Below are 25,250 nucleotides of genomic sequence, written 5' to 3' on the forward strand. Positions count from 1 at the left end.
CTCGTCCCATGCGCGTGTATCTCGGCTCGGACCATGCCGGCTTCGAACTCAAGAACCATCTCGTCGAATGGCTGAAGGCGGCGGGCCACGACCCGGTCGACTGCGGCCCGCACATCTACGACGCCCAGGACGACTACCCGCCCTTCTGCCTCCGCGCCGCCGAGCGGACGGCCGCCGACGCCGACTCCCTCGGCATCGTCATCGGCGGCTCCGGCAACGGCGAGCAGATCGCGGCGAACAAGGTGAAGGGCGTGCGCGCGGCCCTCGCCTGGAGCGAGGAGACGGCTACTCTCGGCCGCCAGCACAACAACGCCAACGTCGTCGCGATCGGCGGCCGGATGCACACCCAGGACGAGGCGACGAAGTTCGTCGAGACCTTCCTCGCCACCCCGTTCTCGGGTGACGAACGCCACATCCGCCGCATCGACATGCTGTCGGACTACGAGACGACGGGCGAGCTGCCCGCGATCCCGCCCCACCACCCCCAGCAGTAATCCACCCCACCCCGCCCGACCACCGGGCCGGGCGGGGACCGGGGAGACGACGGCAGCGGAAGGACGGCGCTCAGTGCCGGAAGGGCACACGATTCACCGGCTGGCACAGGACTACGCCGCCCGCTTCGCCGGCACGGCCCCCCGTCTCACCAGCCCCCAGGGCAAGTTCAGCGACGCCGCCGACCTCCTCACCGGCACCCCCCTCACCCGTACCGAGGCCCACGGCAAGCACCTGTTCCTCGGCTTCGGCGCCGCGCCCTCCTGGATCCACATCCACCTGGGCCTCTTCGGCAAGGTCACCTTCGGCGACGCCCCCGCGCCCCCGCCCACGGACACCGTCCGCCTCCGCCTCGCGACCGGGACGTCGTACGCCGATCTGCGCGGCCCGACCACCTGCGCCCTGATCACCGACGCCGAGAAGCAGGCGGTCCACGCCCGGCTCGGCCCCGACCCGCTCCGTGAGGACGCCGACCCCGGCATCGCCTACCGACGGATCTCCCGCAGCCGGACAGCGATCGCCGCCCTGCTGCTGGACCAGAAGGTCATCGCCGGCGTCGGCAACGTCTACCGCGCCGAGGTCCTCTTCCGGCACGGCGTCGACCCGTACCGCGCGGGCCGGGACGTCACTCCCGCCGAATGGGACGCGATCTGGGCCGACCTCGCCGCTCTCATGCGCGACGGCGTCCGCGACAACCGCATCGACACGGTCCGCCCGGAGCACACCCCCGAGGCGATGGGCCGTCCGCCCCGCGTCGACGACCACGGCGGCGAGGTCTACGTCTACCGCCGCACCCACCAGCCCTGCCACCTCTGCGGCGAGGCCGTCCGCACCGCCGACCTCGCCGCCCGCAACCTCTTCTGGTGCCCGACCTGCCAGAAGCGCTGAACCCGCCCCAGGGCGCGTTTCGAGAGTCACGCCTGCCCGGCGGCGTGCCCTTCGGGCGGACGACGCTGCTTTCGAAACGCGACCTAGAAGCCGTGCGGCAGCCAGGGCGCCGCCCAGCCGCCGAACGCCACCGACGCCTCCTCCAGCGCCCCCGGGCGCAGCTCGCGCACCCGGCCGGCCGCGGCCAGCGACCCCAGGCTCACGCCCCCCAGATACACCGCCCCCAACTCCCGTACGGACAGCGCGAGATCAGCCCCGTCCGTCGTCCGCTCACAGCTCGCCCCCTTCGCGTCGCCGGTCAGCCGCCAACGCCCCGTGTTCCACGGGCAGAAGGCGTCCTCGACGTCCAACACCACGTCCACCGGGGCCGGATACGTCCGCGCCTCGAGCGCGGCCCCGACGTCGACCAGCCGCACGTACAGCGAGTCCCGCACCCGCGGGTCACACCGGCGCACGTCCGAGACGAGGTGCTGCCAGCTCTCGTCCACGGGCCGGCTGCGCACCTTCAGCGAGGTGGTCAGGTCGATGCCGAACAGGAACCGCCACAGCGCCGCGCCAGAACAGGGGTCCACCGCGACCAGATCCTGCAGCACCACCTGCCCGTTGTGCCCGGCGTCCGTCCACCGCGGAGCGACCCGGAACCGGGCGTACCCGCTGACCTCGCCGTCCCGTTCGGCGAGCACGCACTGCAGCGGCGACGCGCCGCCCCGCGCGCTCTCCGGGTCGAGCACCCCCAGCCGCTCCCACCCGGGCCGCCGCGCCAGCATCCCCGGCCGCAGCGGCACCGTACGCGCGTACAGCGCCTCGCACGCGTCCAGGCTGCCCAGGGGATCGGCGTAGCGCAGGCGTACGTCATCGGTGCCGGGCGGGACGGACAGCCGCACCCGGCTCGTGTCGATCTCGGCGTGGAGGGCGGAGGTCGCCGCGCCGTACCCGAACCGGCCGTAGATCGCGGGCTCGGAGGCGGTGAGGACGGCCAACGGCTCGCCCCACGCGCGTATGTCGTCGAGCTGGCGCCGCATCATCGAGGTCAGGACGCCGCGCCGCCGGTGCGTGGCCGCCACGGAGACCATCGTCACGCCCGCGGCCGGCACCGAAGCCCCGCCGGGCACCGTCAACCGGAAGTCGTACGCCCCCGCGGTCCCCACCAACAGCTCACCGTCCCAGGCGGCCAGGGAACGCTCGTACGGAGTGAGCGCTCTCCACAACTCACGCTCCTCAGCGGCATCGTCGACGCCACCGAAGGCGCGCACCAGATTGTCGTACCATTCGTCCCAGCCGTCCTGCCGCAGCACCGTGAGAGCCGCGGCCGGAAGGGGCGCGCGCCCCGTCGCCTCAGTCGTCATGAATCATGCCTACCAGCGCAATGCGGGACGAGCCAGGGAATTTCTCCCTCCTCGCGGCGGAATCGCTTTCCGTGCCGTTCACTGTGAAGTCGAAGCTCGGACGGGGGACAAGTGGGACCTCCCGTGCCAAGCGACGGGTCGGATGGATAGGGTCCCGAATTAATGGCGGCAGGACGACAGCGGCGAGCGGAAGCCGAGACGTCTACGGCCCGGTTGAAGCACCTGGTGCACCGGGTCCGCACCGGCGTGCGCCGGAGCGCCGTCGACTACTTCCGCGGCGACGGCTCGGACTGGATCGCGCTGGCCGGACTGCTGCTCACCGTCCCGCTGATCGCCGCCACCACCCTCGCCAACTCCGTCTGGTGCTCGCCGGCCGCGCTCGTGCTGCCGATCGTCGCGGGCGGCCTCCTGCTGCGCCCCGCGAGCCTGTTGGGCCTGTACGCGGCGGCGGCCACGGCCCTCATCGTGGAGTCGGTGCAACTCGGCCCGTACACCGAGGGCCCCTCCCGGGTCACCCCGGGCGTCGTGCTCGTCGTCGCGGCCTGCGGTCTCTTCGGGCTGCTCATCGCCCAGTTCCGCAGCCGGGTCGGCGTGCCCTGGCGGCGCGGCGGCACGATGCTGTTCGACCTGCGTGAACGCATCCGCGTGCAGAGCAAGTTGCCGACGCTTCCGCAGGGCTGGCACCGCGAGATGGCGCTGCGGCCCGCCGGCGGCCAGTCGTTCTCCGGCGACTTCGTCGTCGCCGCCCGCACCAACGGCGGCCGCACCATGGAGGTCGTCCTCACCGACGTCTCCGGCAAGGGCATGGACGCCGGCTCGCGCGCCCTGCTGCTGTCCGGCGCCTTCGGCGGCCTGCTCGGCTCGCTGCCCCCGCACGCCTTCCTGCCCGCCGCCAACGGCTATCTCCTGCGCCAGGACTGGGACGAGGGCTTCGCCACCTCCATCCACCTCGTCCTGGACCTCGACTCCGGCGACTACGAGCTGTACTCGGCCGGACATCCGCCGGGCCTCCAGCTCAGCGCGGGCAGCGGCCGCTGGGAGGAGAAGGCGGCCGAGGGCCCGCTGCTCGGTGTCTACGAAGGCGCCCAGTTCGACCCGGTGAAGGGGATCCTGCGCCCCGGCGACGTGCTGATGCTGTTCACGGACGGCCTGGTGGAGACCTCCGACCGGGACATCGTCGAGGGCATCGACCGCCTCACCGGCGAGGCCGACCGCTATGTCGCCGGCGGCTTCCAGGGCGCCGCCTGGCACCTGATCGAGGCCGTCGCCAAAGACGTCAACGACGACCGTGCCCTGCTCCTGATCTGCCGCGAGGGCCCCACGGCCCAGACGCCACCGCTTCTCTAGTGCCGTGACCGAAAAGGTTTGCCGGGAAGCTCGCGGCGTCCGGTGCGGTGCATCGCAAGGCGGAGCATGGCCCGCGTACTGGATGTACTCGGGTGATGCGACAACGCGGCGAGGCGCCGTGCCGGGCGTCGCGAGCCGGTGAACCTTTCCGGTCACGGCACTAGTGCCGCCAGGGCCGGCAGCCGACACGAGGGAGAGGTCCCGCATGCTCACGCTGACCGAGGTCGAGGCGCTCGCCCGCGCCGCGCACGAGGGCCAGACCGACAAGGCGGGCCGCCCCTACTCCGAGCACCTCCAGGCGGTCGCCGACGGCGTACGGGACCGGGGCGGGGACGCCGACCAGATCGCCGCCGCCTGGCTGCACGACGCGGTCGAGGACGACGCCCTCTCCGAGACCTGGCTGCGCGGGGCCGCGCTGAGCGACCGTACGAAGGCGGTCGTGCTGGCCGTCACCAAGCGGGCCGGGGAGACACCCGAGGCGTACGCGGGGCGCGTCCTCGCCACCCCGGGCGCGCTGTTGGTGAAGGAGGCCGACCTGGCGCACAACGCGGACCCGGCCCGGCTGGCCGTCCTGGACGCCCCGACCAGGTCCCGGCTGACCGAGAAGTACGCGCACATGCGCGCGCTGCTCGGCCTCACCGGCGGCACCGGGACGGCCGGCTAGGCCGAGACGCTCTCGCGCCGCTGCTCCCTCACACGCAGACGCTCCCGCTCCTGCTCGCGTTCCCGCGCCTCACGGCCGGCGTCCCGACGGAACGCCCACTCCATCCTCGGCTCCACCACGCACCGGAACACCCGCCGGACGGGCTCGGTGCACAGCAGGGTGACGGCGGCGCCCACGGTCAGGCTGACGGCGATCACCCCGAGCGGGCCGTGCAGCCAGGCCGGCTCGAACAGCCCGGCGTAGATCGCGCTCTTGAGCAGGAAGCCGTGCAGCAGATAGCCGTACAGGGTGCCCGCGCCGAGCGGGGTGAACCAGGTCGTGCGCCCCGGAACCAACGCGAGGAAGCAGGCGGTCAGCAGCAACGAACAACCGAACATGGCGAGTTGCATGAGCGGGCCGACCCACCAGGGCGCGCCCATCTCCTGCGCGGAGTCACGGTGGTAGAACCAGGCGTGGTCCATCCGCGGCACCGCCCAGTAGGCGAAGGCCAGTGAGAGGGCGAACAGCGGCACGGCGGCGATCCGCGCCGGACGGCGGCGCACCAGCTGGAAGTGCTCGGGCCTCAGGCACAGCCCCAGCACGAAGAACGGCAGGAACTGCAGCAGGCGCTGGAGGTCGAGGTCGTCGCCGATGGCGGGGGAGAGCGACGCCAGCATGGCGACGGCGAGCGCGACCGGCAGCGGACGGCGGAGCAGGTTCCACACGGGGGTGGTCAGCCGCCAGACGAACAGCGCGCACAGGAACCAGGTGAGGTAGTACGGGTCGAGGAGATTGAGTTCCTGGTCGGCGTTGCCGCCGGCGTAGCGCGCGAAGAGGGTGTAGCCGGCCTGGAACACGACGTACGGCACGGCGACACCGGTGACCAGCCGCTTCAGCCGGTTCGGGCTCGCGTCGAAACGCCGGGAGAAGTAGCCGGAGATGACGATGAAGGCCGGCATGTGGAAGGCGTACACCACGAGATACGCCGCCTGGAGCGGCCGGTCGCCGCCCTTGAGGGGCTCCCAGGAATGAGCCACCGCGACCAGCACGATCGCCAGGTACTTGGCGTTGTCGAAGAACGCGTCGCGCTGTTCGGGCCGTCTGTCCGGGGACTCCCGGCGCTGATCTTTCTCGCTCGGGGAAGAGCGCGGGCTCGGCACGAGAGACGAAGCGGCGTGGAACATCTGAGGCACCCTAGCGTTGTCCGCGGCGATACGTGAAACGCGTGAGTGCGTTTCTCGTTATCCGAGCCAGGCTGCTCGCGAATTAGCCGAACTCGGCGCTCGCATTGCCGTCTTGCGGGTCACACAGCGCCCTGAATGTCATGAATCATCCAGACTAAAAAGTGCATATCGCCGGTTGTGAGCCCGTAGTCACCCGCCTCCCGCCACAATTCGAATCCATTGCGCAGCAGTTGTGAACGAACTGCGGGAACAGGCCCATGAATTAAGGTGCGAGGCCCTTTTCGGATGCCCCACGCGCGATACGTGAGGGACGGTCGGCGTCGAGGATGCGTCACGGGCCGCATATAAGGGGCCTGTTGGTGGCACGATGGTCTCTGCGGGGTACGCGGGGTCGCGACCCCGGGCCGGCAGTGCGGAACCGACCGAGGGTGTGTGATCAGTTGTGGCCATCTCACTGTCAGTGGTGCTGCTGTTGGCGATCGTCCTGGTCGTCCTGATCCGGGGCGGCTCCATCAAGGCGGGCCCCGCCATCGTCGCGATCCTCTTCGGCTTCTTCCTCGCCTCGACCGGCATGGCCCCCTCGATCAACCGCTTCCTCAACTCCCTGGCGGAGACGATCAACCAGATCAGCTTCTGAAAGGGGCGCCGGAACCCTTCCCGATCACGACGGGTTCTCTTCACCTGGCGGACAGCCCGAGCCCGGCGGCCCTGCACTGCCGGCCGGGACCGGCACCGGGGCTCACAGCGGCTGTGCGGGGTGGCTGCCACCGGGGCCGTGGCGTTCGGCGAGCAGCCGCTGGCGATGGCCTCTGCGGCGCGAAGCTGTGACGAGGGCGATGGCGGCGCCGATGCCGATGCCGGGCATCGCGAGGCCGGCATCGGCACCAGCCGGCCTCCGAACGTGACGAAGCCTCCTGGATCCCCGACGGCGTACTGGGACGGCCTTCCGGGAGAGGAGCAGGTGACCTTGTAGTCGCCTGCCTTCTGCACCTCGATCGTGTACAGCGGGTTCCAGGTCTCGTCGCGGGTGAGGTACACGTCGATCCCCGGATCGTCGAGACCGGGGTCGCCCGGCCCCCCGTCTTCCCCGGAACGCGATCAGGGCCAGGTGGAGGAGTGATCCTCCGGCCTGGCCCTGAGTCGTGCAGAGCGGGCGACGGGAATCGAACCCGCGTAGCTAGTTTGGAAGACTAGGGCTCTACCATTGAGCTACGCCCGCACAGGACGCGCCGCGGTGTGGCCGCGGCACTGCAGGCATCGTAGCGGGTCCGGTCGCCTTGTCGCACACCGTGGTCCTCCGGTCGCGTCGACGCTCGGTAAAGGCGGCGGTCGGGCGGGCCGCGGGCATGTACCCTACGTGTCGCACCAGACGGGGTGTGGCGCAGCTTGGTAGCGCGTCCGCTTTGGGAGCGGAAGGCCGTGGGTTCAAATCCCGCCACCCCGACCACCTGCGCGAACCGCCTGCGCGATCACGCCGTACGCCTGGCCGTTGATCGTCTTTTGGGCGCTCCCCCGGCTGCGGCTACTATGCAAACTGCGCGCCCGTGTGTCCCGAGCCCACTCGGCCTGAGAATCCCGGGCGGCGAATCGCCGGACCTGTCTGGCTCCGGCGAAACCCAAGAAGTCAGCCACAAGGAGACCGAACCGTGAAGAGCGCCGTGGAGACCCTGAACCCGACCCGGGTTCGGCTCACTGTCGAGGTGCCCTTCGAGGAGCTCAAGGACAGCCTCGACGCGGCGTACAAGAAGATCAACCAGCAGGTCACGGTGAAGGGCTTCCGCAAGGGCAAGATCCCTGCCCGCGTCATCGACCAGCGGTTCGGCCGCGGTGCGGTCCTGGAGGAGGCCGTCAACGACGCGCTTCCGAAGTTCTACACCGAGGCGGTCAACGAGGCCGAGATCGACGTCCTCGGCCAGCCGGAGGTCGACATCACCGAGCTGAAGGACGGCGAGACGCTGAACTTCACCGCCGAGGTCGACATCCGCCCCTCCCTGGAGCTCCCGGAGGACTTCTCCTCCATCGAGGTCGAGGTCGACGCCGTCGAGGTGACCGACGAAGACGTCGAGAAGTCCGTGGAACAGCTTCGTGAGCGCTTCGCCTCCACCTCCCCGGTGGAGCGCGCCGCCGAGGACGGCGACGTCGTCACCGTCGACCTCGAGGCCAAGGTCGACGGCGAGGTGCTGGAGGACGGCGTCGCGAGCGGCGTCTCCTACACCATCGGCTCCGGCGAGCTCCTCGACGGCATCGACGAGGCCGTCAAGGGCCTGGAGGCCGGTGGCGAGACCACCTTCACCTCCGAGCTCAAGGGCGGCTCCGCGGCCGGCAAGGAGGCCGAGGTCACCGTCAAGGTCACCCAGGTCGCCGCGCGTGAACTCCCCGAGCTGGACGACGACTTCGCGCAGCTCGCCTCCGAGTTCGACACGCTCGACGAGATGAAGGCCGACAGCCGCAAGCGTCTGGCCGACATGAAGCAGTTCGACCAGGCCACCCAGGCCCAGGAGCGCGTCCTGGAGAAGCTCCTGGGGCTCGTCGAGGTGCCCGTCCCCGAGAAGCTGCTCGAGGACGAGGTCAACACCCGCAAGCACAACCTCGAGCACCACCAGCTCGGTCAGATGGGCCTGACCCTCGACAAGTACCTGGAGATCCAGGGCAAGACCGCCGAGGAGTTCGAGACCGAGACCCGCGAGGCCGCGGTCAAGGGCATCAAGACCCAGTTCGTCCTGGACGAGCTCGTCAAGCGCGAGAAGCTCAACGTCAACCAGGAGGAGCTCACCGAGCACCTCATGCGCCGTGCCGCCTCCTCCGGCATGTCCCCCGACCAGTTCGCCCAGGCGGTCGTCGAGGGCGGCCAGGTTCCGCTCCTGGTCGGCGAGGTCGCCCGCGGCAAGGCCCTGGCCTTGGTCGTCGAGTCCGCCACGGTGAAGGACACCAACGGCGAGGTCATCGACCTCGACGACGAGGACGAGGAGACCGAGGAGACCCCCTCCGCCGAGGCGGAGACCTCCGAGGACAAGAACGAGGCCTGAGCAGCCGGGCGTCACCGCTGAAGCAGTCAGAAGGGGCCCTGGGGCGATCAAGCTCCGGGGCCCCTTCGGCGTACGCCGGGCAGCCCAGGGGCGCGGGGCTGTGCCGATATGCGGCTCCGCCGCGCGGGCGCGAGCAACCACCGACCGCCCCGCAGCCCGAAGACCGCCGCAAGCACCCCCGACGATCCGCCCCCGCCCCCGGCGGAGCGCCCCTGTGGAGCTCTACGCCCCCGGCGAACACTCACCTCTCCGGGATTCCCCGAAGGGACCCGCGCGTTAGGGTCCATGAATACGAGGGCAGGGGAGTCGCCGAACCGCCGGACGGCCCCACGCCCCGGCAGAACACGTGAGACGGCCCGGCGCCGTCGTAAGACGAGCAGGTGGATACGTGACGAATCTGATGCCCTCCGCCGCCGGCGAGCCTTCCTTCGGTGGCGGCCTCGGTGACCAGGTCTACAACCGGCTGCTCAACGAGCGAATCATCTTCCTCGGACAGCAGGTCGACGACGACATCGCCAACAAGATCACCGCACAGCTGCTGCTCCTGGCCGCGGATCCGACCAAGGACGTCTACCTGTACATCAACAGCCCCGGCGGCTCGGTGACGGCAGGCATGGCGATCTACGACACGATGCAGTACATCCCGAACGACGTGGTCACCATCGCCATGGGCATGGCCGCGTCCATGGGCCAGTTCCTGCTGACCGGCGGCGCGGCCGGCAAGCGCTTCGCGCTGCCCCACGCCGACATCATGATGCACCAGGGCTCCGCCGGCCTCGGCGGCACCGTCTCGGACATCAAGATCCAGGCCGAGTACCTGCTGCGGACCAAGAAGCGCATGTCGGAGCTGACCGCCCAGCACTCGGGCCAGACGGTCGAGGCGATCATCCGCGACGGCGACCGCGACCGCTGGTTCACCCCGCAGGAGGCCAAGGACTACGGCCTCATCGACGAGATCATCACGCATGCCTCCGGTGTTCCGGGAGGCGGCGGCACCGGAGCCTGACCGCCCCGGCCTCGCCCCGCACCGCCGACACTTCAGCCCGTAACGCACCAGGATGGTGAACACGCACATGAGCAACTTCCCCGGCGCCGCCAGCGGCCAGTACGAAGGGCCCCGGCCCGACAGCCGCTACGTGGTCCCGCGCTTCGTCGAGCGCACCTCCCAGGGCATCCGCGAGTACGACCCGTACGCGAAGCTCTTCGAGGAGCGCGTGATCTTCCTCGGCGTCCAGATCGACGACGCCTCCGCCAACGACGTCATGGCGCAGCTGCTGTGCCTTGAGTCGATGGACCCCGACCGGGACATCTCGGTCTACATCAACAGCCCCGGCGGCGACATGACCGCCCTCACGGCCATCTACGACACGATGCAGTTCGTGAAGCCGGACATCCAGACCGTCTGCATGGGCCAGGCGGCCTCCGCCGCGGCGATCCTGCTCGCCGCCGGCACGCCGGGCAAGCGCATGGCCCTGCCGAACTCCCGCGTGCTGATCCACCAGCCGGCCGGCTCCACCGGTCGCGGGCAGCTCTCCGACCTGGAGATCATCGCCAAGGAGTTCACCCGGATGCGCGACCAACTGGAGAACATGCTGGCCAAGCACTCCAACCAGCCGATCGAGAAGATCCGCGAGGACATCGAGCGCGACAAGATCCTCACGGCCGAGGAGGCGCTCGAGTACGGCCTGGTCGACCAGATCATCTCCACCCGGAAGATGAACAACAGCGAAGTACGCTGACGCGGGCGTGGTAACGTCCGCCGCCCCTTGGCGCGGTGTGTGACACGGTCCACGTGAGGTGGGTCGTAGTGAACCGTGCCAAGGGGGGCCCGAACGGGGGGCCCGGCAAGGTACCGTCGGACATAAGGCAGCACCAGGAGCCGCTGGACTCTTAGCGTCCAGTCGTCTCCCAGGCGAAGGGGAAGCACACCGTGGCACGCATCGGTGACGGCGGCGATCTGCTCAAGTGCTCGTTCTGCGGCAAGAGCCAGAAGCAGGTCAAGAAGCTCATCGCAGGGCCCGGTGTGTACATCTGCGACGAGTGCATCGATCTCTGCAACGAGATCATCGAGGAGGAACTCGCCGAGACGAGCGAGGTGCGCTGGGAGGAACTCCCCAAGCCCCGCGAGATCTACGAGTTCCTGGAGGGGTACGTCGTCGGCCAGGAGCCCGCGAAGAAGGCCCTCTCCGTCGCGGTGTACAACCACTACAAGCGGGTCCAGGCCGGCGAGAACGGCGGAGCCCAAGGCCGTGACGACGCCATCGAGTTGGCGAAGTCCAACATCCTCCTGCTGGGCCCCACGGGCTCCGGCAAGACCCTCCTCGCGCAGACCCTCGCGCGCATGCTGAACGTCCCGTTCGCGATCGCCGACGCCACCGCGCTCACCGAGGCGGGATACGTCGGCGAGGACGTCGAGAACATCCTGCTGAAGCTGATCCAGGCGGCCGACTACGACGTCAAGAAGGCCGAGACCGGGATCATCTACATCGACGAGATCGACAAGGTCGCGCGCAAGAGCGAGAACCCCTCCATCACGCGTGACGTGTCGGGCGAGGGCGTCCAGCAGGCCCTGCTGAAGATCCTCGAGGGCACCACGGCCTCGGTGCCGCCGCAGGGCGGCCGCAAGCACCCGCACCAGGAGTTCATCCAGATCGACACGACGAACGTCCTGTTCATCGTGGGCGGCGCCTTCGCGGGCCTGGAGAAGATCATCGAGACCCGGGCCGGCGCCAAGGGCATCGGCTTCGGCGCGACGATCCGCTCCAAGCGGGAGCTGGAGGCCAAGGACCAGTTCGAGGACGTCATGCCCGAGGACCTGGTCAAGTTCGGCATGATCCCCGAGTTCATCGGCCGCCTCCCCGTCATCACCTCGGTGCACAACCTGGACCGCGAGGCCCTGCTCCAGATCCTCATCGAGCCGCGCAACGCGCTGGTCAAGCAGTACCAGCGCCTCTTCGAACTCGACGGCGTCGAGCTGGACTTCGAGCGCGAGGCCCTCGAGGCCATCGCCGACCAGGCGATCCTCCGCCAGACCGGCGCGCGCGGCCTGCGCGCGATCATGGAGGAGGTCCTGATGTCGGTGATGTACGAGGTGCCCTCCCGCAAGGACGTGGCCCGCGTCGTCATCACCGCCGACGTCGTCCACTCCAACGTCAACCCCACCCTGATCCCGCGCGACGCCCGCGGCCGGGGCCCGGGGGAGCAGAAGACGGCGTAGCACCGACGGTGTGACACCACCGCCGCCCCGCACATGAACGAGGGCGCTCCGACCGCGTGCCGCGGTGGGAGCGCCCTCGTCGTCGTGCGGGCGGGTGCGGAGGTCAGGCCTTGACGCGGACCTCGCCGCGGAACTTGGCCGTCAGCTCGGCCGCGCCGCCGAGGTCGGAGGCCTTGCCGGACATCACGTCCGCCAGGTCCATGCTGAAGACGATGCCCAGCGTGCTGTGGTCGCCCCAGATGCACACCGGCATGCTCAACTCGCTGGGCATGCCCTCGGCTTCGGTCCCCGAGCCGCTGGAGATCTTGGTCTCCTGGCACTTGAGGACGGCGCCGTTGAGTCCGGCCGGCTTGAACTCCTTCGGCGAGCCGACGAGTTCGCCCTCCTCGTCCTTGTTCGCCCCCTTCTTCATCTCGGCGAACATGGCGTCGACGACCGTCTCCGGCTCCGCGATCTCACCGGAGACGCCCATGAACTTGATCATCCGTTGGGCGAGCGGGTTGCTCTTGTCGCCGGTCTCGTACTCGGCTTCCACGTCCTTGGCGTTCTTCACACCGTGCTTCTCGGCGTCCTTCACGTCGTCCTCGGTGAAAGAGTCCTCGTCCGAGGTGCTCGCCTTCTTGTAGTCGGTGAGCACCGTCGCCGGAGTGGTCAGCTTGTGCGGGCCGTCGTCGGCGATGTCCGAACCGCCGCCGTTGCCGAGGAGGAGCGTCACACCCACCGCTATCGCGGCCACGACCGCCACCGCGCCGATGACGATCGCGGCCTTCTTCTTGCCGCCGCCGGCCGGCGGGGGCGGCTGCGGGACGCCGTACGGGGGCTGGCCGTAGGGCACCTGGCCCACGGGTGCGGTGGGCGGCTGCTGGCCGTACGGGCCCGGCTGCTGCTGGGGGTGGCCGTAACCCGGCTGCGGGGCCGGGGGCTGCTGGGGGTAGCCATAGCCGGGCTGCGGGGCCTGCGGCTGCTGGCCGTACGGACCGGGCTGGCCGTACGGACCGGGCTGCTGAGGCTGCTGCCCGCCGTACGGGCCCGGCTGGTTGTAGCTCATTCCTGGGTTCCCCTCCAGATGCTTATGTAGTTCTCACATCCTGTCCCAAGCCGTGGGGGCCTTCGGCGGCGGGTCCCTCACCGTTACAGAACAAAGGCGTTTCGGGACTGCCCCGTGACACCCCTAAACTGAGCCCGTGACCGAGAACGCTCAGCAGCAGCCACCAGCGCCCAGCACCGAACTGCCGACCCAGTACGCGCCGGCCGAGGTAGAGGGGCCGCTGTACGAGCGCTGGGTGGAGCGGGGTTACTTCGACGCGGACGCGAAGAGCGACAAGCCGCCGTACACCATCGTCATCCCCCCGCCGAACGTCACGGGCAGCCTGCACCTCGGGCACGCCTTCGAGCACACCCTCATCGACGCCCTGACCCGCCGCAAGCGGATGCAGGGCTACGAGACGCTGTGGCAGCCCGGCATGGACCACGCCGGCATCGCCACCCAGAACGTCGTCGAGCGCGAGCTCGGCAAGGAGGGCAAGTCCCGCCACGACCTCGGCCGTGAGGCGTTCGTCGAGCGGGTCTGGCAGTGGAAGGGCGAGTCCGGCGGGCAGATCTCCGGCCAGATGCGCCGCCTCGGCGACGGCGTCGCCTGGTCGCGCGAGCGCTTCACCATGGACGAGGGCCTCTCCCAGGCCGTCCAGACCATCTTCAAGCGGCTCTACGACGACGAGCTGATCTACCGGGCCGAGCGCATCATCAACTGGTGTCCGCGCTGCCTGACCGCCATCTCGGACATCGAGGTGGAGTACCAGGACGACGACGGCGAGCTCGTCTCCATCAGGTACGGCGAGGGCGACGAGACGCTCGTCGTCGCCACCACCCGCGCCGAGACCATGCTCGGTGACACCGCCGTCGCCGTTCACCCCGACGACGAGCGTTACAAGCACCTGGTCGGCAAGCTCATCAAGCTGCCGCTGACCGACCGTTCCATCCCGGTCGTCGCCGACGAGCACGTCGACCCCGAGTTCGGCACGGGCGCCGTCAAGGTCACCCCGGCCCACGACCCGAACGACTTCGAGATCGGCCGGCGCCACGACCTGCCGTCCCTCACCGTCATGGACGAGCACGCGGTCATCACCGCCCACGGCCCCTTCCAGGGCCTGGACCGGCTCGAGGCCCGCTCCGCCATCGTCGCCGCGCTGCGCGCCGAGGGCCGGATCGTCGCCGAGAAGCGGCCGTACGCCCACAGCGTCGGCCACTGCTCGCGCTGCAAGACGACCATCGAGCCGCGCCTTTCCATGCAGTGGTGGGTCAAGGTCGGCCCGCTCGCCAAGGCGGCCGGTGACGCCGTCCGCGACGGACGCGTCAAGATCCACCCGCAGGAGATGGAGAAGCGGTACTTCGACTGGGTCGACAACCTCCACGACTGGTGCATCTCACGTCAGTTGTGGTGGGGCCACCGCATCCCGGTCTGGTACGGCCCGAACGGCGAGGTCGTCTGCGCCGGACCCGACGAGGAGCCGCCCACCGGCGAGGGCTGGCGTCAGGACACCGACGTCCTCGACACCTGGTTCTCCTCCGGCCTGTGGCCGTTCTCCACGCTCGGCTGGCCCGAACAGACCGAGTCGCTCGCGAAGTTCTACCCGAACTCCGTCCTGGTCACCGGTTACGACATCCTCTTCTTCTGGGTCGCCCGGATGATGATGTTCGGCCTGTACGCGATGGACGGCACCCCGCCCTTCCACACCATCGCCCTGCACGGCATGGTCCGCGACCAGTTCGGCAAGAAGATGTCGAAGTCCTTCGGCAACGCGGTCAACCCGCTGGACTGGATGGACAAGTACGGCTCCGACGCCCTCCGGTTCACCCTCGCCCGCGGCGCCAACCCGGGTGTCGACGTCCCGATCGGCGAGGACTGGGTCCAGGGTTCCCGCAACTTCGCCAACAAGATCTGGAACGCGACCCGCTTCGCGCTGATGAACGGCGCGACGATCGAGGGCCCGCTGCCGGACGCGTCCGCGATGTCGGCCACAGACCGCTGGATTCTCTCCCGCCTCAGCTCCGTCGTCGCCGAAGTCGACGCGTTCTACGAGGACTACCAGTTCGCGAAGCTCTCCGACGCCCTGTTCCACTTCGCGTGGGACGAGGTGTTCGACTGGTACGTCGAGCTGTCCAAGACCACGTTCCAGGCGGGCGGCGAAGCGGCCGAGGTCTCCAAGCGGGTCCTGGGCGAGGTCCTCGACGTCACCCTCAAGCTGCTGCACCCGGTGGTCCCCTTCGTCACGGAGACGCTGTGGACGACGCTGACCGGCGGCGAGTCGGTCGTCATCGCCGAGTGGCCCACCGACAGCGGCTTCCGGGACGCGGCCGCCGAGCGTGAGATCGAGACGCTCCAGTCGGTCATCACCGAGGTCCGCCGCTTCCGCGCCGACCAGGGCCTCCAGCCCGGCCAGCGGGTCCCGGCCCGGCTGACCCTCGACGGCACCGCCCTGGCGCCGCACGAGGCCGCCATCCGCCAGCTGCTGCGCCTCCAGCCGGAGGGCGACGCCTTCGCGGCGACGGCGACCCTGCCCGTCGCGGGGGCGACGGTCGCGCTGGACCTGTCCGGCACGATCGACGTGGCGGCGGAGCGCAAGCGGCTGGCGAAGGACCTGGCCGCGGCGGAGAAGGAGAAGGCCCAGGCGAACGCCAAGCTCGGCAACGAGGCCTTCCTCGCCAAGGCGCCCGACCAGGTCGTGGACAAGATCCGCACCAGGCTGGCGAAGGCGGACGAGGACATCGCCCGCATCCAGGCCCAGCTGGAGCGCCTGCCCCAGGCGTGAGCGGCACGTCAGCGGCCGAAGGCCCCCGGAGCGACCAGCAGTGTTCATCCAGCTCCGGGGGCCTTCGCCCATCTCTGTCCTCGGCCGTCCGTAGACTGGCCCCGTGAGCGACGAAGACCCCGGCAACGGCCCCCATGACACGCCCGACTCCCTCGACGCCTTCGAAGAACTCATCGCGGCCGAGACCGATCGCGACCCCGATCTCGCGGTGATCGAGGCCGGCAGCCGCACCCTGCGCACGCAGGGCGGCCCGCCCAGCTCCGACGTGCCTGCGCGCCCCGAGGACCCGGAGGTCGACAAGGCGCTGCGCGAGGTCGAGACGGAGCTGGCCACGCGGTGGGGCGAGACCAAGCTGGAGCCGTCCGTCGCCCGCATCGCCGCGCTGATGGACGTCCTCGGGGACCCGCAGCGCTCGTACCCCTCCCTGCACATCACGGGCACGAACGGCAAGACCTCCACCGCCCGCATGATCGAGGCCCTGCTCGGCGCGTTCGAGCTGCGCACCGGCCGGTACACCTCCCCGCACGTCCAGTCGATCACCGAGCGGATCAGCCTGGACGGCGCGCCGATCTCCGCCGAGCGGTTCGTCGAGACGTACCAGGACATCAAGCCGTACATCGAGATGGTCGACGCCCAGCAGGAGTACCGGCTGTCCTTCTTCGAGGTGCTCACCGGCATGGCGTACGCCGCCTTCGCCGACGCACCCGTCGACGTCGCCGTCGTCGAGGTGGGCATGGGCGGCTCCTGGGACGCCACCAACGTGATCGACGGTGACGTGGCCGTCATCACCCCCATCGACCTGGACCACACCGACCGGCTCGGTGAGACGCCCGGCGCGATCGCCGGCGAGAAGGCCGGGATCGTCAAGCAGGACGCGACGGTCATCCTGGCCCAGCAGCCCGTCGACGCCGCCCAGGTGCTGCTGAAGAAGGCCGTCGAGGTGGACGCCACGGTCGCCCGCGAGGGCCTTGAGTTCGGGATCGTGTCCCGGCAGGTCGCCGTCGGCGGGCAGCTGCTCACCCTGCGCGGTCTCGGCGGCGAGTACCCCGAGGTGTACCTCCCGCTGCACGGCCCCTACCAGGCCCACAACGCGGCCGTCGCGCTCGCCGCCGTCGAGGCGTTCTTCGGCGTGGGCGCCCAGCGGCCCGAGCCGCTGGACATCGACACCGTCCGCAAGGCGTTCGCCGCGGTGTCCTCGCCCGGCCGCCTGGAGGTCGTGCGCCGGTCGCCGACCGTCGTGCTGGACGCCGCCCACAACCCGGCCGGTGCCCGGGCCACCGCCGAGGCGATCGGCGAGGCGTTCGACTTCAGCCGGCTGATCGGCGTCGTCGGCGCGAGCGGCGACAAGAACGTGCGCGGGCTCCTGGAGGCCTTCGAGCCGATCTTCGCGGAGATCGTCGTCACGCAGAACTCCAGCCACCGCGCGATGGACGCGGACGAGCTCGCCGCGATCGCCGTCGAGGTGTTCGGCGAGGACCGCGTCCAGGTCGAGCCCCGGCTGCCCGACGCCCTGGAGGCGGCGATCACGCTCGCCGAGGAGGAGGGCGAGTTCGCCGGCGGCGGCGTCCTGGTCACCGGATCCGTCATCACCGTCGGGGAAGCCCGGCTGCTGCTGAAGGGCTGAGTCCATGCGCACGCTCTGTTCCTCGACCCTGATCGGCGAGTTCTTCATCATCGGCTTCGCCGGCCTGGTCGCCATGAAGGACCCCGACCTGTCCATGTCCACGGTGTGGACGGTGTGCGGCGTGGCCATGCTGCTCAGCGTGCTGCTGTGCGCCATGGTGACCCGGCCCGGGGGAGTGGCCCTGGGCTGGGCCCTCCAGATCGCCCTGGTCGCCGCCGGCTTCGTCGTGCCGATGATGTTCGTGCTGGGCGTCCTCTTCGGCGCCCTGTGGTGGGCGTCGGTGCACTACGGCCGCAAGATCGACGAGGCGAAGGCCCGCTTCGCGGCGCAGGCGGACGCACCGTCCCCGGACGCTGCTGACGCTGTGTGACGGGCGCGCGGACACGCCCTGTAACCTCATCCCACCGCACACCGGCAGTAGAAGGAGTCCTCCCGTGAGCCAGCGCACCCTCGTCCTGCTCAAGCCCGACGCCGTCCGTCGAGGCCTGACCGGCGAGATCATCAGCCGTATCGAGCGCAAGGCCGGCTGGCGGATCACGGCGCTGGAGCTGCGCGCGCTGGACCAGGACACGCTGGAGCAGCACTACGGCGAGCACAAGGGCAAGCCCTTCTACGAGCCGCTCGTGGAGTTCATGTCGTCCGGGCCGGTCGTCGCGCTGATCGTGGAGGGCGAGCGGGTCATCGAGGGCGTGCGCGCGCTCGCCGGCCCCACCGACCCGATCGCCGCCGCGCCCGGCTCCATCCGCGGCGACTACGGCGTCATCGTCCGCGAGAACCTGATCCACGCCTCCGACTCCGAGGAGTCCGCCGAGCGCGAGGTGAAGATCTTCTTCCCGGGCCGGGCCTGAGCGACCCCGAGGGACGGGCGGCGGGGCCGCGGCTCCCGCCTCCCGCGAAGGTTTCGCGGATTTTTCTGATGGGCCGTCACTCCGACCGTCCGTCTGACCTGGGACGGCCGTGTCCTTTTCGGCCGTCCCTCGGCATATGCGTGGCGATCGGGGGAACGGATGCCCCCTATGGACCGTCTCCACAAGCGAGGCGCTCCGGCATCTGCTGACAATGGCGAAGACCCTCGCGCAGTGTCCGTGCAGGCGCGTCTACGATGGAAGCCTTCACGTCACAGCACCCACCTCGCCGACCTGAGAAGCCCTCAAAAGCTCATGGGAAGGCCTGTCGAATCCTGATGGGGAACTCAATGTCGTTCATCGGCCGTGACATGGCTGTCGACCTCGGGACCGCCAACACGCTGGTGTACGTCAGGGGTCGCGGGATCGTACTCAACGAGCCGTCCGTCGTCGCGATCAACACCAACACCGGTGGCATCCTCGCGGTCGGCGCCGAAGCCAAGAAGATGATCGGCCGCACGCCCGGCAACATCGTCGCCGTGCGTCCGCTGAAGGACGGCGTGATCGCCGACTTCGAGATCACCGAGCGGATGCTCCGCTACTTCATCCTGAAGATCCACAAGCGGCGCTACCTCGCCCGCCCGCGGGTCGTCGTCTGTGTGCCCTCGGGCATCACCGGCGTCGAGCGCCGCGCCGTCATCGAGGCGTCGACGCAGGCCGGCGCGCGCCAGGTGCACATCATCGAGGAGCCCATGGCCGCGGCCATCGGCTCTGGTCTGCCGGTCCACGAGGCCACCGGCAACATGGTGGTGGACATCGGCGGCGGCACCACGGAGGTCGCGGTCATCTCGCTCGGCGGCATCGTCACCGCCCAGTCCATCCGCGTCGCGGGCGACGAGCTGGACAACGCGATCATCCAGCACATCAAGAAGGAGTACTCCCTCCTCCTCGGTGAGCGGACGGCCGAACAGATCAAGATCACGATCGGTTCGGCGTACGACCTCGACGCCGACGAACACACCGAGATCCGCGGCCGGGACCTGGTCTCCGGGCTGCCGAAGACCGTCGTCATCTCCGCCGCGGAGGTGCGCAAGGCGATCGAGGAACCGGTCAACGCCATCGTCGACGCGGTCAAGACCACCCTCGACAAGTGCCCGCCGGAGCTGTCCGGCGACATCATGGACCGCGGCATCGTCCTGACCGGCGGCGGAGCCCTGCTGCGCGGCCTCGACGAGCGGCTGCGGCGCGAGACCGGCATGCCGATCCACATCGCCGAGGACCCGCTGGACAGCGTGGCGCTCGGATCCGGCAAGTGCGTCGAGGAGTTCGAGGCGCTCCAGCAGGTCCTGGACGCCGCGCCGCGCAGATGACGTAACGCTTCGATTCCGCCGTACGAGACGATCTCCTCTCGTGCGGCGGATCGTTGCAATAGAGGCATAAGCTCCCACGAAGCGCCCCTTGGCCGCACAGGCCGGGGGCCACCCGAATTCCCGCAGAGGAAACTCCTACAGAGGAAGGGCACGGCCGCCGCACGTGAGGGACACACGAGAGAGCCGGCTGCTCCTGGTGCTGCTGATCGCCGTCGCGTTCGCGCTGATCACGGTGGACATCCGCGGCGGGGAGGACTCCCCGGTCGACGGTGCCCGACGGGCCGCGGCCGCGGCCTTCGGCCCCATCGAGGACGGCGTGTCCTCGGTGGTCGACCCGGTCGGCAACGCCGTCTCCGCGGTCCGCGACTCCGGTGAGCGCCACGACCGGCTCGCGGAGCTGGAGCAGCGCAACGCGGCTCTCGAGGCGAAACTCGGCAGCGACGACCGCAACCGCAGCCGGCTGACGCAGCTCGACAAGATGCTGAAGCTCGCCGGCGCCGGCCAGTACGGGATCAAGGGCGCCCAGGTCATCGCGATAGGAGCGGCCCAGGGCTTCTCCTGGACCGTCACCATCGACATCGGCGCCGCCGACGGCGTCAAGCGCGACATGACCGTCCTCAACGCCGACGGCCTCGTCGGCCGGGTGACGACCGTCGGCCCGAACACCTCGACCGTGCTCCTCGCCAACGACCCCGACTTCACCGTCGGCACGCGCATGGAGGCCGGCGACGAACTCGGCTTCGCCTCCGGGCAGGGCGACCGGCCGCTGCGCGTCGAACTCCTCAACGGCAAGGCGGAGGTGAAGGCGGGCGACCGGCTCGTCACCTTCGGTTCCCAGGCGGACCGGCCGTTCGTGCCGGGCGTCCCCGTCGGCGTGGTCTCCCGCGTCGACCCCTCCGGCGGCGACCTCACCCGCACCCTCTACGTGACGCCGTACGTCAGCTTCACCAAGCTCGACATCGTCGGCGTCGTCGTCGAGGCCCCGAAGAAGGACCCGCGTGACACGGTGCTCCCCGCCAAGCCCAAGCCGGTCCCCACGCCGACGGTGACCGTCACGGTCACCCCGAACGCGAACGCACCCGCCGACGGCCAGGACCAGCAGTAGGAGCTGACAACGAATGCGCGTCAACCGGATCCTGCTCTCCGTCCCCCTGGTGATCGTCGCCCTGGTCGTCCAGGTGAGCGTCCTCGCCCGCCTCCACCTCCCGGGCGCCGTGCCCGACCTGCTGCTGCTGACCGTGCTGGGGCTCGCCCTGGTCTACGGTCATGTCGGCGGCGCCCTCATCGGCTTCGGCGCGGGACTGCTCGCCGACCTCGCGCCGCCCGCCGACCACGCCGCCGGGCGCTACGCCCTGGTGCTGTGCGTGATCGGCTATCTCGCCGGGCTCGTCAAACCGGAGAACGGCCAGGTCAGGTCGGCCACCGGGCCGATGGTGGTGGTCGTGGCCGCCGCGGTCGGCTCCACCCTGCTGTACGCGGGCGTCGGCGCCCTCGTCGGCGACACCGCGGCTCGCGGCGTCGGCCTGACCGGCCTGCTGTTCTCGGCTGCCCTGTACGACCTGCTGCTCGCCCCGTTCGTGGTGCCGGGCGTGATGTTCCTGGCCCGGCGCGCGGAGAACGACCCGCTCGCCGAGACCACCTCCGGCGGCAAGGCCGCCGACATCTCCTCCGGCTGGCACTCCTCCGGGACGGGCCTGAGGGTCGGGGGACAGCGCGGCGGGCTGCGGATGAAGGCGGCCCGCGCCCGGGTGGCGCGGGCCGGGCGCATCAAGGGGGTCAAGCGGCTGTGAGCGGCGGCGAGTTCACCCGGACGGGGGATGGCCCCGGCGGAACGGGGCGGGGCGGGCCGGACGTTCATCAGTCGTACGCGGCGACATCCGCATCCGCACAGAGAGCCGTACGTCAGCGCACCGAGAGGGGGAGGCAGCCGCAGTGACCAACATTCCCGAGACCGGGCGGACGCCACGGGTCCAGATCCGGCTCGTCGTGATCCAGATCCTCGTCCTCTCCCTGCTCGGCACCCTCGGCGGCAGACTGTGGTACCTCCAGATCCGGGAGGGCGCCGCCTACGCCAAGGAGGCCTCGGGCAATCACGTCCAGCAGGTCGTCGAGCCCGCCGTGCGCGGCTCCATCCTGGACGCGCGGGGCGTGCCCCTCGCCGACAACGAGACCCGCCTCGTCGTCTCCGCCTCCCGCACCGACCTGCTGAAGCAGAAGGACGACGGCAAGGCCGTCCTGACCAAGCTCGCGGGCGTCCTCGGCATGAGCGCCGAGGAGGTCACCCAGAAGGTCCGGCTGTGCGACGCGCAGACGCCCCAGCCCTGCTGGAACGGCTCGCCGTACCAGCCGATCCCGATCACCGACGAGGCCACGGCCAAGCAGGCCCTGCAGATCCGCGAGCGTGCCGAGGACTTCCCCGGCATCACCGCCGAGCCGGAGGCCGTGCGCCGCTACCCGGCCCCCGGCGCCGCCAACACCGCCCAGGTCCTCGGGTACCTCTCGCCGGTCACCGACGAGGAGATCACCAAGGCCCAGGACACCGACTCGCCCTACCTGCGTTCGGACCAGGTGGGCCGCAGCGGCCTGGAGCGCCAGTACGACAAGCAGCTGCGCGGCAAGGCCGGCGTCACCCGCTACGAGGTCGACAACCTCGGCCGGGTCATCGGCCAGGCCGAGGCCGACGCGGCGCAGCCCGGCTCCAACCTCGTCACCAGCGTCGACGCCCGGGTGCAGCGGGTCGCCGAGTTCGAGCTCAACGAGGCGATGAAGGCAGCCCGCAAGGAGTGGGACCGCAACACCAACGAGCGCTACAAGGCCGACTCCGGCGCGGTCGTGGTGATGGAGGCCAAGACCGGCCGCATCGTCGCCATGGCGTCCAACCCGACCTACGACCCGAACGCCTGGGTGGGCGGCATCTCCGCCAAGGACTACAAGCGGCTCACCGGCAAGTCCTCGAACTACCCGCTGCTCAACAGGGCCATACAGGGTCAGGCAGCCCCCGGCTCGGTGTTCAAGGTGGTCTCCACGGCCGCCGCGGTCCAGGCCGGCTACCCCTTCGACGGCCGCTACAACTGCTCCAGCTCGTATTCGGTCGGCGGCCAGGTCTTCAAGAACTTCGAGTCCCAGAACCACGGCCCGATCAGCCTCGGCCGCGCGCTGGAGGTCTCCTGCGACACCGTCTACTACGGGCTGGCGCACCGTGAGTGGCAGAAGGACGGCGGCATCGACCCGAAGAAGAAGCCCAAGGACTTCTTCTACAGGACGGCCCACCAGTTCGGACTCGGCGCGGAGACCGGGATCGACCTGCCCAACGAGGTCAGCGGCCGCGTCCCCGACCGCGAGTGGAAGCAGGCGTACTGGGACGCCAACAAGAGCGCCTGGTGCAAGACGGGGAAGAAGGACGGCAGTTACGTCGAGAAGATCGCGTACGAGAACTGCCTCGAAGGCAACAAGATGCGCGCCGGTGACGAGATCAACTACTCCATCGGCCAGGGCGACACCCTGGTGACGCCCCTTCAGATGGCCACCATCTACGCGGCCATCTCCAACGGCGGCACGCTGTACGACCCGACGGTCGGCAAGGCCGTCATCAGCGCCGACGGCAAGAGCGTCAAGGAGATCAAGCCGAAGTCGCACGGCAAGCTGCCCGTCAGCAAGCAGACGCTGGCGCAGATGGACGACGCCCTCGCCGGCGTCGCCACCCGCGGCACCGCCGCCTGGCGCTTCGGCGGCTGGCCGCAGGACAAGATCCAGATGCACGCCAAGACCGGCACCGCCGAGGTCTACGGCAAGCAGACGACGTCGTGGTTCGCCACGTACACCAAGGACTACGCGATCGTGATGACGATCTCCCAGGGCGGTACGGGTTCCGGGGCCTCCGGCCCGGCCGTGCGCAACATATACGACGCGCTGTACGGCATCTCCGACGACGGCACGATCACCCCGAAGAACGCGCTGCTGCCCACCCCGCAGAAGGGCCTGCCCACGATCAAGACGGACGGCACCATCGCGTCCCCGAAGATCTCCAAGGACCCGGCGAAGGAGCAGCAGGCCTTCCAGAAGGCCCCCGAGGAGGGCGCGGCTGCGGCCGGCGGTTCGCAGCCGGCGGCGACGGTGGCCTCGCCCGAGGCCAACCGCGACACCCGGCGGCGGCGACGGCGCGGTCCGCGCGGGCGGGGAAGCCGGAGGGTGAGCTCATGACCGGCGCGAACGGGTTCTCCGTCTCCGGGTACGGGCCGCAGCGGGCCGGCTGGACGCGGCTCTTCGCCCGCGACTCGGTCGCCCGGCGTCTGGACTGGCCGATCCTGCTGTCGGCCACGGCCCTGTCGCTGATCGGCTCGGTGCTGGTGTACTCGGCGACGCGCAACCGCACCGAGATCAACCAGGGCGACCCGTACTACTTCCTGATCCGGCATGTGATGAACACCGGGATCGGACTGGCCCTGATGGCCGGGACGGTCTGGCTCGGCCACCGCGCCCTGCGCAACGCGGTGCCGGTCCTCTACGGGCTGTCGGTGCTGCTGATCCTGCTGGTGCTCACGCCGCTGGGCTCCACGGTCAACGGCGCGCACTCCTGGATCGTGCTGGGCGGCGGCTTCTCACTCCAGCCCTCGGAGTTCGTGAAGATCACGATCATCCTGGGCATGGCGATGCTGCTGGCGGCCCGGGTCGACGCCGGGGACAAGCCCCACCCCGACCATCGCACGGTCCTTCAGGCACTGGGTCTCGCCGCGGTGCCGATGATGATCGTGATGCTCATGCCGGACCTCGGCTCGGTGATGGTCATGGTCATCATCGTGCTGGGGGTGCTGCTGGCCTCGGGCGCCTCCAACCGCTGGGTCTTCGGTTTGATCACCGCGGGCGCGGCCGGCGCGATCGCCGTCTGGCAGCTGCACATTCTCGACGAGTACCAGATCGCCCGCTTCGCGGCCTTCGCCAATCCCAGCCTCGACCCGGCGGGCGTCGGCTACAACACCAACCAGGCCCGGATCGCGATCGGTTCGGGCGGACTGACCGGAGCGGGACTGTTCCAGGGCTCGCAGACGACGGGTCAGTTCGTGCCCGAACAGCAGACGGACTTCGTGTTCACGGTCGCCGGCGAGGAGCTCGGCTTCGTCGGCGGCGGCCTGATCATCGTCCTGCTCGGCGTCGTCCTGTGGCGCGCCTGCCGCATCGCCCGGGAGACGACCGAGCTGTACGGCACGATCGTCGCCGCCGGGATCGTCGCCTGGTTCGCCTTCCAGGCCTTCGAGAACATCGGCATGACGCTGGGCATCATGCCGGTCACCGGACTTCCGCTGCCGTTCGTGTCGTACGGCGGATCGTCGATGTTCGCGGTGTGGGTGGCGGTGGGACTGCTTCAGTCGATCAGAGTGCAGCGGCCCATGTCGGCGTGATTCCCGGGCGGTCCGAGGGCCGCCGGGGGCGCGTTACGCTTGATGGTCACCCCTGCCAGCTCA

At 70.0% G+C, this 25,250-nt stretch carries 21 protein-coding genes and 2 tRNA genes; 19 read left to right on the forward strand and 4 right to left on the reverse strand.

The features are described from left to right. The first annotated feature begins 8 nt into the window (after positions 1-8). Both EV567_RS01715 and EV567_RS01720 read left to right on the forward strand, forming a co-directional pair. Positions 9-494, forward strand: coding sequence for a ribose-5-phosphate isomerase (locus EV567_RS01715; RefSeq protein WP_130436766.1), 486 nt, complete (start codon positions 9-11; stop codon positions 492-494). Positions 495-567: 73 nt separating this feature from the next. Continuing rightward, entirely contained in the window at positions 568-1,380 is an 813-nt protein-coding gene (locus EV567_RS01720) for an Fpg/Nei family DNA glycosylase (RefSeq protein ID WP_130436767.1), read from the forward strand. An 83-nt stretch (positions 1,381-1,463) separates the two neighbouring features. Here EV567_RS01720 and EV567_RS01725 read toward each other — a convergent pair whose 3' ends face one another. Further along, on the reverse strand, positions 1,464-2,726 hold the full coding sequence (locus EV567_RS01725; protein WP_207228649.1) for a GNAT family N-acetyltransferase: 1,263 nt from the start codon (positions 2,724-2,726) through the stop codon (positions 1,464-1,466). Positions 2,727-2,888: 162 nt separating this feature from the next. Between EV567_RS01725 and EV567_RS01730 the strand changes: the two genes are divergently transcribed. Continuing rightward, positions 2,889-4,073 carry a PP2C family protein-serine/threonine phosphatase gene (locus tag EV567_RS01730; RefSeq protein WP_130436768.1) on the forward strand — a complete coding sequence of 395 codons (1,185 nt, stop codon included), beginning with the start codon at positions 2,889-2,891 and terminating at the stop codon, positions 4,071-4,073. Between the two features lie 205 nt (positions 4,074-4,278). Then, on the forward strand, positions 4,279-4,737 hold the full coding sequence (locus EV567_RS01735) for an HD domain-containing protein (protein WP_130436769.1): 459 nt from the start codon (positions 4,279-4,281) through the stop codon (positions 4,735-4,737). Here the strand turns inward: EV567_RS01735 and EV567_RS01740 are convergent. Beyond that, the gene (locus EV567_RS01740) at positions 4,734-5,900 is read right to left on the reverse strand and encodes an acyltransferase family protein (RefSeq protein WP_130436770.1); all 1,167 of its coding nucleotides are present in this window, start codon (positions 5,898-5,900) and stop codon (positions 4,734-4,736) included. The two genes, EV567_RS01735 and EV567_RS01740, sit on opposite strands and share 4 nt — an antisense overlap. A gap of 442 nt (positions 5,901-6,342) precedes the next feature. On the opposite strand from EV567_RS01740, the gene EV567_RS01745 reads away from it, so the two are divergent. After that, positions 6,343-6,537 carry a hypothetical protein gene (locus tag EV567_RS01745; RefSeq protein WP_130436771.1) on the forward strand — a complete coding sequence of 65 codons (195 nt, stop codon included), beginning with the start codon at positions 6,343-6,345 and terminating at the stop codon, positions 6,535-6,537. 511 nt (positions 6,538-7,048) lie between these two features. Here EV567_RS01745 and EV567_RS01750 read toward each other — a convergent pair. After that, positions 7,049-7,119: transfer RNA gene (locus tag EV567_RS01750), tRNA-Gly, on the reverse strand. Between the two features lie 151 nt (positions 7,120-7,270). On the opposite strand from EV567_RS01750, the gene EV567_RS01755 reads away from it, so the two are divergent. The 5 genes from EV567_RS01755 (at position 7,271) to clpX (ending at position 12,143) form a co-directional block, all read left to right on the forward strand. Then, a tRNA-Pro gene (locus tag EV567_RS01755) sits at positions 7,271-7,347 on the forward strand. Between the two features lie 199 nt (positions 7,348-7,546). Next, the gene (tig, locus tag EV567_RS01760) at positions 7,547-8,926 is read left to right on the forward strand and encodes a trigger factor (protein WP_130436772.1); all 1,380 of its coding nucleotides are present in this window, start codon (positions 7,547-7,549) and stop codon (positions 8,924-8,926) included. A 400-nt stretch (positions 8,927-9,326) separates the two neighbouring features. Beyond that, a complete protein-coding gene (locus tag EV567_RS01765; RefSeq protein WP_130437532.1) occupies positions 9,327-9,932 on the forward strand; it encodes an ATP-dependent Clp protease proteolytic subunit in 606 nt (201 codons plus the stop codon). A 67-nt stretch (positions 9,933-9,999) separates the two neighbouring features. Continuing rightward, entirely contained in the window at positions 10,000-10,665 is a 666-nt protein-coding gene (locus EV567_RS01770) for an ATP-dependent Clp protease proteolytic subunit (RefSeq protein ID WP_130436773.1), read from the forward strand. 191 nt (positions 10,666-10,856) lie between these two features. Then, a complete protein-coding gene (clpX, locus tag EV567_RS01775; RefSeq protein ID WP_130436774.1) occupies positions 10,857-12,143 on the forward strand; it encodes an ATP-dependent Clp protease ATP-binding subunit ClpX in 1,287 nt (428 codons plus the stop codon). 103 nt (positions 12,144-12,246) lie between these two features. Here clpX and EV567_RS01780 read toward each other — a convergent pair whose 3' ends face one another. After that, positions 12,247-13,191 (reverse strand): hypothetical protein, encoded by a 945-nt coding sequence (locus EV567_RS01780; protein WP_130436775.1) that lies wholly within the window; start codon positions 13,189-13,191, stop codon positions 12,247-12,249. A 136-nt stretch (positions 13,192-13,327) separates the two neighbouring features. On the opposite strand from EV567_RS01780, the gene EV567_RS01785 reads away from it, so the two are divergent. The 9 genes from EV567_RS01785 to rodA all read left to right on the forward strand — a co-directional run bounded on the left by EV567_RS01785 (position 13,328) and on the right by rodA (position 25,187). Further along, the gene (locus EV567_RS01785; RefSeq protein WP_130436776.1) at positions 13,328-15,952 is read left to right on the forward strand and encodes a valine--tRNA ligase; all 2,625 of its coding nucleotides are present in this window, start codon (positions 13,328-13,330) and stop codon (positions 15,950-15,952) included. Between the two features lie 103 nt (positions 15,953-16,055). After that, the gene (locus EV567_RS01790) at positions 16,056-17,576 is read left to right on the forward strand and encodes a folylpolyglutamate synthase/dihydrofolate synthase family protein (RefSeq protein WP_130436777.1); all 1,521 of its coding nucleotides are present in this window, start codon (positions 16,056-16,058) and stop codon (positions 17,574-17,576) included. Positions 17,577-17,580: 4 nt separating this feature from the next. Continuing rightward, on the forward strand, positions 17,581-17,946 hold the full coding sequence (locus tag EV567_RS01795; RefSeq protein ID WP_130436778.1) for a DUF4233 domain-containing protein: 366 nt from the start codon (positions 17,581-17,583) through the stop codon (positions 17,944-17,946). Between the two features lie 64 nt (positions 17,947-18,010). Further along, the gene (gene ndk, locus EV567_RS01800) at positions 18,011-18,424 is read left to right on the forward strand and encodes a nucleoside-diphosphate kinase (protein WP_130436779.1); all 414 of its coding nucleotides are present in this window, start codon (positions 18,011-18,013) and stop codon (positions 18,422-18,424) included. A gap of 347 nt (positions 18,425-18,771) precedes the next feature. Beyond that, entirely contained in the window at positions 18,772-19,791 is a 1,020-nt protein-coding gene (locus EV567_RS01805; protein ID WP_130436780.1) for a rod shape-determining protein, read from the forward strand. A 163-nt stretch (positions 19,792-19,954) separates the two neighbouring features. Then, on the forward strand, positions 19,955-20,896 hold the full coding sequence (gene mreC, locus EV567_RS01810; protein ID WP_130436781.1) for a rod shape-determining protein MreC: 942 nt from the start codon (positions 19,955-19,957) through the stop codon (positions 20,894-20,896). A gap of 13 nt (positions 20,897-20,909) precedes the next feature. Then, on the forward strand, positions 20,910-21,581 hold the full coding sequence (gene mreD, locus EV567_RS01815) for a rod shape-determining protein MreD (RefSeq protein WP_130436782.1): 672 nt from the start codon (positions 20,910-20,912) through the stop codon (positions 21,579-21,581). Positions 21,582-21,723: 142 nt separating this feature from the next. Then, entirely contained in the window at positions 21,724-23,991 is a 2,268-nt protein-coding gene (gene mrdA / locus EV567_RS01820; protein ID WP_130436783.1) for a penicillin-binding protein 2, read from the forward strand. Then, positions 23,988-25,187 (forward strand): rod shape-determining protein RodA, encoded by a 1,200-nt coding sequence (rodA, locus tag EV567_RS01825; protein WP_130436784.1) that lies wholly within the window; start codon positions 23,988-23,990, stop codon positions 25,185-25,187. The genes mrdA and rodA overlap by 4 nt, the downstream gene beginning before the upstream one ends. Positions 25,188-25,250: the final 63 nt, after the last annotated feature.

The organism is Streptomyces sp. BK239 (assembly GCF_004217285.1).
Classification (GTDB): Bacteria; Actinomycetota; Actinomycetes; order Streptomycetales; family Streptomycetaceae; genus Streptomyces.

What these genes read in the sequence shown, in the direction of transcription:
- mreD (WP_130436782.1), top strand. Translation starts at nt 20,910, where the DNA reads ATGCGCGTCAACCGGATCCTGCTCTCCGTCCCCCTGGTGATCGTCGCC.
- EV567_RS01725 (WP_207228649.1), bottom strand. Translation starts at nt 2,726, where the DNA reads ATGACGACTGAGGCGACGGGGCGCGCGCCCCTTCCGGCCGCGGCTCTC.
- EV567_RS01735 (WP_130436769.1), top strand. Translation starts at nt 4,279, where the DNA reads ATGCTCACGCTGACCGAGGTCGAGGCGCTCGCCCGCGCCGCGCACGAG.
- EV567_RS01780 (WP_130436775.1), bottom strand. Translation starts at nt 13,191, where the DNA reads ATGAGCTACAACCAGCCGGGCCCGTACGGCGGGCAGCAGCCTCAGCAG.
- EV567_RS01795 (WP_130436778.1), top strand. Translation starts at nt 17,581, where the DNA reads ATGCGCACGCTCTGTTCCTCGACCCTGATCGGCGAGTTCTTCATCATC.
- EV567_RS01730 (WP_130436768.1), top strand. Translation starts at nt 2,889, where the DNA reads ATGGCGGCAGGACGACAGCGGCGAGCGGAAGCCGAGACGTCTACGGCC.
- rodA (WP_130436784.1), top strand. Translation starts at nt 23,988, where the DNA reads ATGACCGGCGCGAACGGGTTCTCCGTCTCCGGGTACGGGCCGCAGCGG.
- EV567_RS01805 (WP_130436780.1), top strand. Translation starts at nt 18,772, where the DNA reads ATGTCGTTCATCGGCCGTGACATGGCTGTCGACCTCGGGACCGCCAAC.
- EV567_RS01770 (WP_130436773.1), top strand. Translation starts at nt 10,000, where the DNA reads ATGAGCAACTTCCCCGGCGCCGCCAGCGGCCAGTACGAAGGGCCCCGG.
- EV567_RS01740 (WP_130436770.1), bottom strand. Translation starts at nt 5,900, where the DNA reads ATGTTCCACGCCGCTTCGTCTCTCGTGCCGAGCCCGCGCTCTTCCCCG.
- EV567_RS01715 (WP_130436766.1), top strand. Translation starts at nt 9, where the DNA reads ATGCGCGTGTATCTCGGCTCGGACCATGCCGGCTTCGAACTCAAGAAC.
- EV567_RS01765 (WP_130437532.1), top strand. Translation starts at nt 9,327, where the DNA reads ATGCCCTCCGCCGCCGGCGAGCCTTCCTTCGGTGGCGGCCTCGGTGAC.